This is a genomic window from Pseudomonas sp. KCJK8993, from assembly GCF_046230915.1.
Lineage (GTDB): Bacteria > Pseudomonadota > Gammaproteobacteria > Pseudomonadales > Pseudomonadaceae > Aquipseudomonas > Aquipseudomonas piscis.
This window is the reverse complement of sequence record NZ_JBJJLO010000202.1, coordinates 1-4,668: the sequence shown is the minus strand read 5'-3', so window position 1 is coordinate 4,668 and position 4,668 is coordinate 1. Positions and strand designations below refer to the sequence as shown.

The 4,668-nt window shown below is 43.5% G+C and carries 3 protein-coding genes; all 3 read left to right on the top strand.

Features of this window, described 5'->3' with window-relative positions; translation table 11 throughout:
* Nucleotides 1–87 precede the first annotated feature (87 nt).
* The 3 genes from ACK6AU_RS31340 to ACK6AU_RS31330 are packed head-to-tail and all read left to right on the top strand — an operon-like array spanning nt 88 to nt 4,300.
* Complete coding sequence (locus ACK6AU_RS31340) at nt 88–834, top strand: class I SAM-dependent methyltransferase (protein ID WP_185698395.1); 747 nt, start codon at nt 88–90, stop codon at nt 832–834.
* Between the two features lie 30 nt (nt 835–864).
* On the top strand, nt 865–1,890 hold the full coding sequence (gene tdh / locus ACK6AU_RS31335) for an L-threonine 3-dehydrogenase (RefSeq protein WP_409303598.1): 1,026 nt from the start codon (nt 865–867) through the stop codon (nt 1,888–1,890).
* 49 nt (nt 1,891–1,939) lie between these two features.
* The gene (locus ACK6AU_RS31330) at nt 1,940–4,300 is read left to right on the top strand and encodes a GNAT family N-acetyltransferase (protein WP_409303596.1); all 2,361 of its coding nucleotides are present in this window, start codon (nt 1,940–1,942) and stop codon (nt 4,298–4,300) included.
* Nucleotides 4,301–4,668: the final 368 nt, after the last annotated feature.

Genomic DNA, 4,668 nt, shown 5'->3' with positions numbered 1-4,668 from the left:
ATCTATATCTGGTCTTCATGGGTTTGTTGTTTTGCTTGGTAAAGTCTTTGTGTGGAAGTTTGGAGTAGTTAATTAAGGATGATAAGTATGGATAGTGCAAATCATAGTCAGTTCAAAGAGCTTTCAAATATTTATACCAGTATGGCGGAATGGCCATTTAGGCGGGAAATAGAAATACCAAGTGTCTTAGAGTTGTTGGGGGATATAAAGGGTAAGAGAGTGCTTGACTACGGCTGCGGTGAGGGAACATATTCTCGGTTATTGAAAAGTTTAGGAGCTGAAAGTGTAACTGGTTTCGATCTTGAAAAGGGAATGCTGGTTCAGGCCGAAAATATTGAGCGTGTAAGTCCATGTGGCATAGAATATGTCTCGGAGTTGGATGTTTCTCTAAATGGGACTTTTGATGTGGTGCTTGCTGTTTATGTACTACCTTATGCTAATAATAAAGATCTTTTGATGGCAATGTGTAAGAATATGGCAAAGCTTTTAAAGCCAGGTGGTAAGTTGGTGGCATTGCCAGTTCATCCAGATTATGAAAAAAAACCTGGTTTTTACGAGAAGTATGGTTTTTCCATGTTGCAATCTGCTGTGTATCAAGAAGGTGGTGAGATACAATTGGATTTATTTTGCTCTGGAACTAAATCTACAGTAAAAGCTTGGTATTGGTCTTTTTTAGCACTTGAAGAAGCGCTTGTTGGAGCTGGGTTTACGCATATAAATTTTACAAACCCATTGCCTGAAAAATATAAGGACATTGATCGGGCTCCTGAGTTTCTTCAAGATTACTTAATGGTGCCTCACGCTGTAATTATTGATTGCATTAAGTTTGATTGAGTCGATTTTTAAGAGTAAAGGAGAAACTCTATGTTGGCTCTTGTTAAAGCGGAGGAGTCCGTTGGCCTGTGGATGCGCGATGTTCCTACACCAGAAATTATGGAAAACGAGGTGCTCATAAAAATTCACAAAACGGGCATTTGCGGTACTGATTTGCATATTTGGAACTGGGACGGTTGGGCGCAGAAGAATATTCCTGTTCCACAAATAGTTGGACATGAATATTCCGGTGTAATAGTTGAGCTGGGAAGGAATGTTAAAAACCTGCGGTTGGGCCAACGTGTAACAGGTGAGGGGCATCTAGTCGACTTAAACTGTCGGGCGTCCAGGGCTGGATGCTTTCATTTGGACCCGCATACCCGAAGCGTAGGTGTAAACCATCCTGGGGCCTTTGCCGAGTACTTGGCGTTGCCGGCTTTTAACGTCGTTCCGCTGCCTGATGAGATAGATGACGAACTTGGCGCCATACTCGATCCTTTGGGAAATGCTGTACATACGGCGCTAGCATTTGATGTGACTGGTAATGATGTAGTCATCACCGGCGCCGGTCCTGTTGGCATCATGGCGGCAGCCGTGGCACGTCATGCCGGTGCGGGACGCATTTTCATCGCCGACCTCGAGCCATTTCGTTTGGACTTGGCCTGTCGGTTAGTTGATGTAATTCCGATAGATATAAGGCAGAACAGTCTGGCAGATGCCGCACGATTGTATGGACTTAAGGAGGGGTACGACATTGGATTCGAAATGAGCGGAAGTAGTTCAGCATTGGACTCGCTGATTGAATCAATAGCTACTGGTGGCCGTCTTGCTTGTTTGGGGTTGCCAGCAGCCAGTATTACTATTAAATGGGAGGCTGTTGTTTGTAAAAGTCTTCGTATTGAAGGTATTTATGGTCGAGAGATGTTTGAGACTTGGCGTAAAATGCTCAGTATGCTAAGTGGCGGGTTGCAAGTGAAAGGCATAATTACCCATCGTTATGCGGTAGAAAATTTTTCTCAGGCATTTAATACGATGAGTGCAGGGCAGTCAGGGAAGATTATTTTGAACTGGTGTTGAGTGTTCGGAATATGAACTTAAACTTAATCGATTCCAAGGAAGGGATAATATGGTTATCAAGGTGGAAGTTCTCAGTTCATTTGAAGAGCTGGATGTGGATGAGTATTGCTCGTTTGTTGGAGCCTGTTCGGCTCCTTTTTTTTACGATTTAAGATTCATTCGTGCAGCTGAACGCTCTCCGTTGATAGGGTTTAAAAAGGTTTTCTATTTGCTGGCTCGGGTTGACGGTGATCTTGTTGGATTTTTACCTGCATATTTACAGAGACTTAGTGATGTTGATCCTTTAGGAGTGTTATCGAAAAACTGCGGCTTAAACAATGATGGTGATGATTTGGGCCTGTTTAGCCATGTTATGCATTGTTACGACAGCCGGCTGCTTTCCTGCAGGGAGGATACGACGGTTCATGCCGCGATTTTGTCAGCGTATGAGGATCTAGCAGTTAAGCACGGAGCGCGCTATTTCGCTATTCTCAATGTAGATGAAGAACCGTTGCTCAAGGTAGCTAAGGAGTATGGTCTTAATGTGTTGTATATGGTGGATCGCTATTACAAAAACTTGGAAGATTATTTTGATTTGAACTCGGTTGTTAAGTCTTTTCCTCATAAGGGACGCAATGAGCTGCGTCGCCAGTTACGAAAGTTCGAGGCTGACCAAAGAGCTGAGATCAAGATACTAACGTCCCCCTTTGACCATCGCCTAGAAAAATTAGCGGAGCTGTGCCATAGCACTACGGCTAGAAGGGGAACGCCCCAGTTTTTTCCAACACATGCATTGGCAGATTTTGTTCGAGTTTGTGATGGTTTGGCTCGCCTGTTCATCATCGAACGTGAAGGAAACTTGATCAGTGGAATGATTTGTTATGAGCTAGACGATACTTTATGTCTTTGGTCGGCAGGGATGGAATATCACCATACTGAATTCAGTCCTTACACAATTCTAGTTTACTCTGCTTATCGCTATGCCTTCGAGAACGGTATCCGGTATATTGAATTTGGTAGACTTAATGAGAAAACAAAGACGCGTCTTGGTTTTTATGCTAAACCAATGCAGGCATTAGTCAGTCGAGACTTGAAAGACCTACGGAAACAGGTTCCAATAGTTGAGCGAAAGTACCTTGAAGGATCAACTCCGCAATATAGTCAATGGTATGCATCCAGAGTATGGAATGGTCGTGATTTCAGACGTATGCCGTCCATGGTGGTTTGTGTAAAAAATGAATCTGAGGTGGTTGAAGCCATAAATTATGCCCGTAAGAATAATCTGAAAGTCACAGTAAAAACCGGTGGGCATAGTTATGCCGGTAGCTTCCTACATAATAATACGCTACTGATTGATCTCGCCAACTTGAACGAGCTAGAAGTTGATTTTGAAAATCATCGGGTTACAGCCCAACCTGGTGTAACGAGCCAACAACTTAATGAAGTTCTTGCCGAATATGATTTGGCTTTTCCAACAGGTCATGCCCGGAATGTTATGCTTGGTGGATTCTTGCTGGGCGGGGGATTGGGAATAAACTGCAGTCAATGGGGAGGCATGAGTACCTTTAATATTGAGGCGTTAGAGGTGATCACTTCCGATGGTCAGATACGTTATGTTGATAACTGCAATAGCCCAGATCTATTTTGGGCTGCCAGAGGTGCAGGGCCTGAGTCATTCTTTATAGTTACTCGGTTCTATCTTAAATGCTGGAAGCGCCCATCGGTTATTACTTCTAGTGTATATTCGCTGAGTTTAGAGCAAGTGCCTGTTTTGCTCGCCGGTTTGGAGAAAGCCAGTCCGCAGAAAAATATACAGATTATGCTGGCGGTAGGTCCTAAACCTGAGGGAGGTCACGAGGGATTATTAAGTATAATAATTTTTTCCAATAGCCGCGGCGATGCTCTTGATCTTCGTGCCTCACTAGTCTCGCGTCTTGGCAGAGCGTTGAAAGTAGTAGAGGAAGATCAAACGGTAGATTTTGAAAATTTCTATAAGCAAAGCGATGATATGCTAGTTTCTCAACGTTATCGTACAGACAACATACTCACTGACAGGGGGGAGGAGGCCTTCAAAATCTTGGCCCGTAATCTTGAGCTGCCTCATTCAAGAGCTACAGTTCCGTTAATTATATGGCGAGGAGAATACACCTATCCGGATGCAGCCTTTTCAGTGAAAGGTAAGTATTTCATTTCTACTTATGCCCAGTGGGACGACCAAGAGGATGACGAACTAAATACTGACTGGTTGATAGAGCTATATAATCAGTTGGGGGAGATTGCGACGGGCAGCTATGTCAACGAATTTGACTTGGAGGCCCGTAAGGAGAATGTATCTCGCTGCTTTAGCGCTTCTGCTTGGTTGCGTTTGACGACACTGAGAGAATATTACGACCAAGATAAGCTATTTGCTACTTCTGTCTTCAAACATTAATTTATAGTTCGATTCTATTTTTTATGTAATTGAGTTTTTACATAATTTCTGATTTTCCAGGCGTATTTGGTCATCGAGCAAAATGACGTGAACCTCAACGCCTGCAGGTATTATCAGTGGATGAGTGAGGCGTAACTGTCCAGGCTTCAGCGTGACCGTTTCCGAGTGCTGGTGAGCCGCAGGTGATAAGGAGTATGGCTTTGAACATACGGGCTGTACCTAGTTACTTGTAGATAGGTACAGCCTGGGTCGACTCAAAACTGAGCGTAATAGAACGTGGGTAACTTGCAGTCTTTAATTTTTTTAGTACGGTTAAGCTGCGTTCTCTCCCATAAAAATTCCTAAGAAATAGTATAGGTATCAATGCC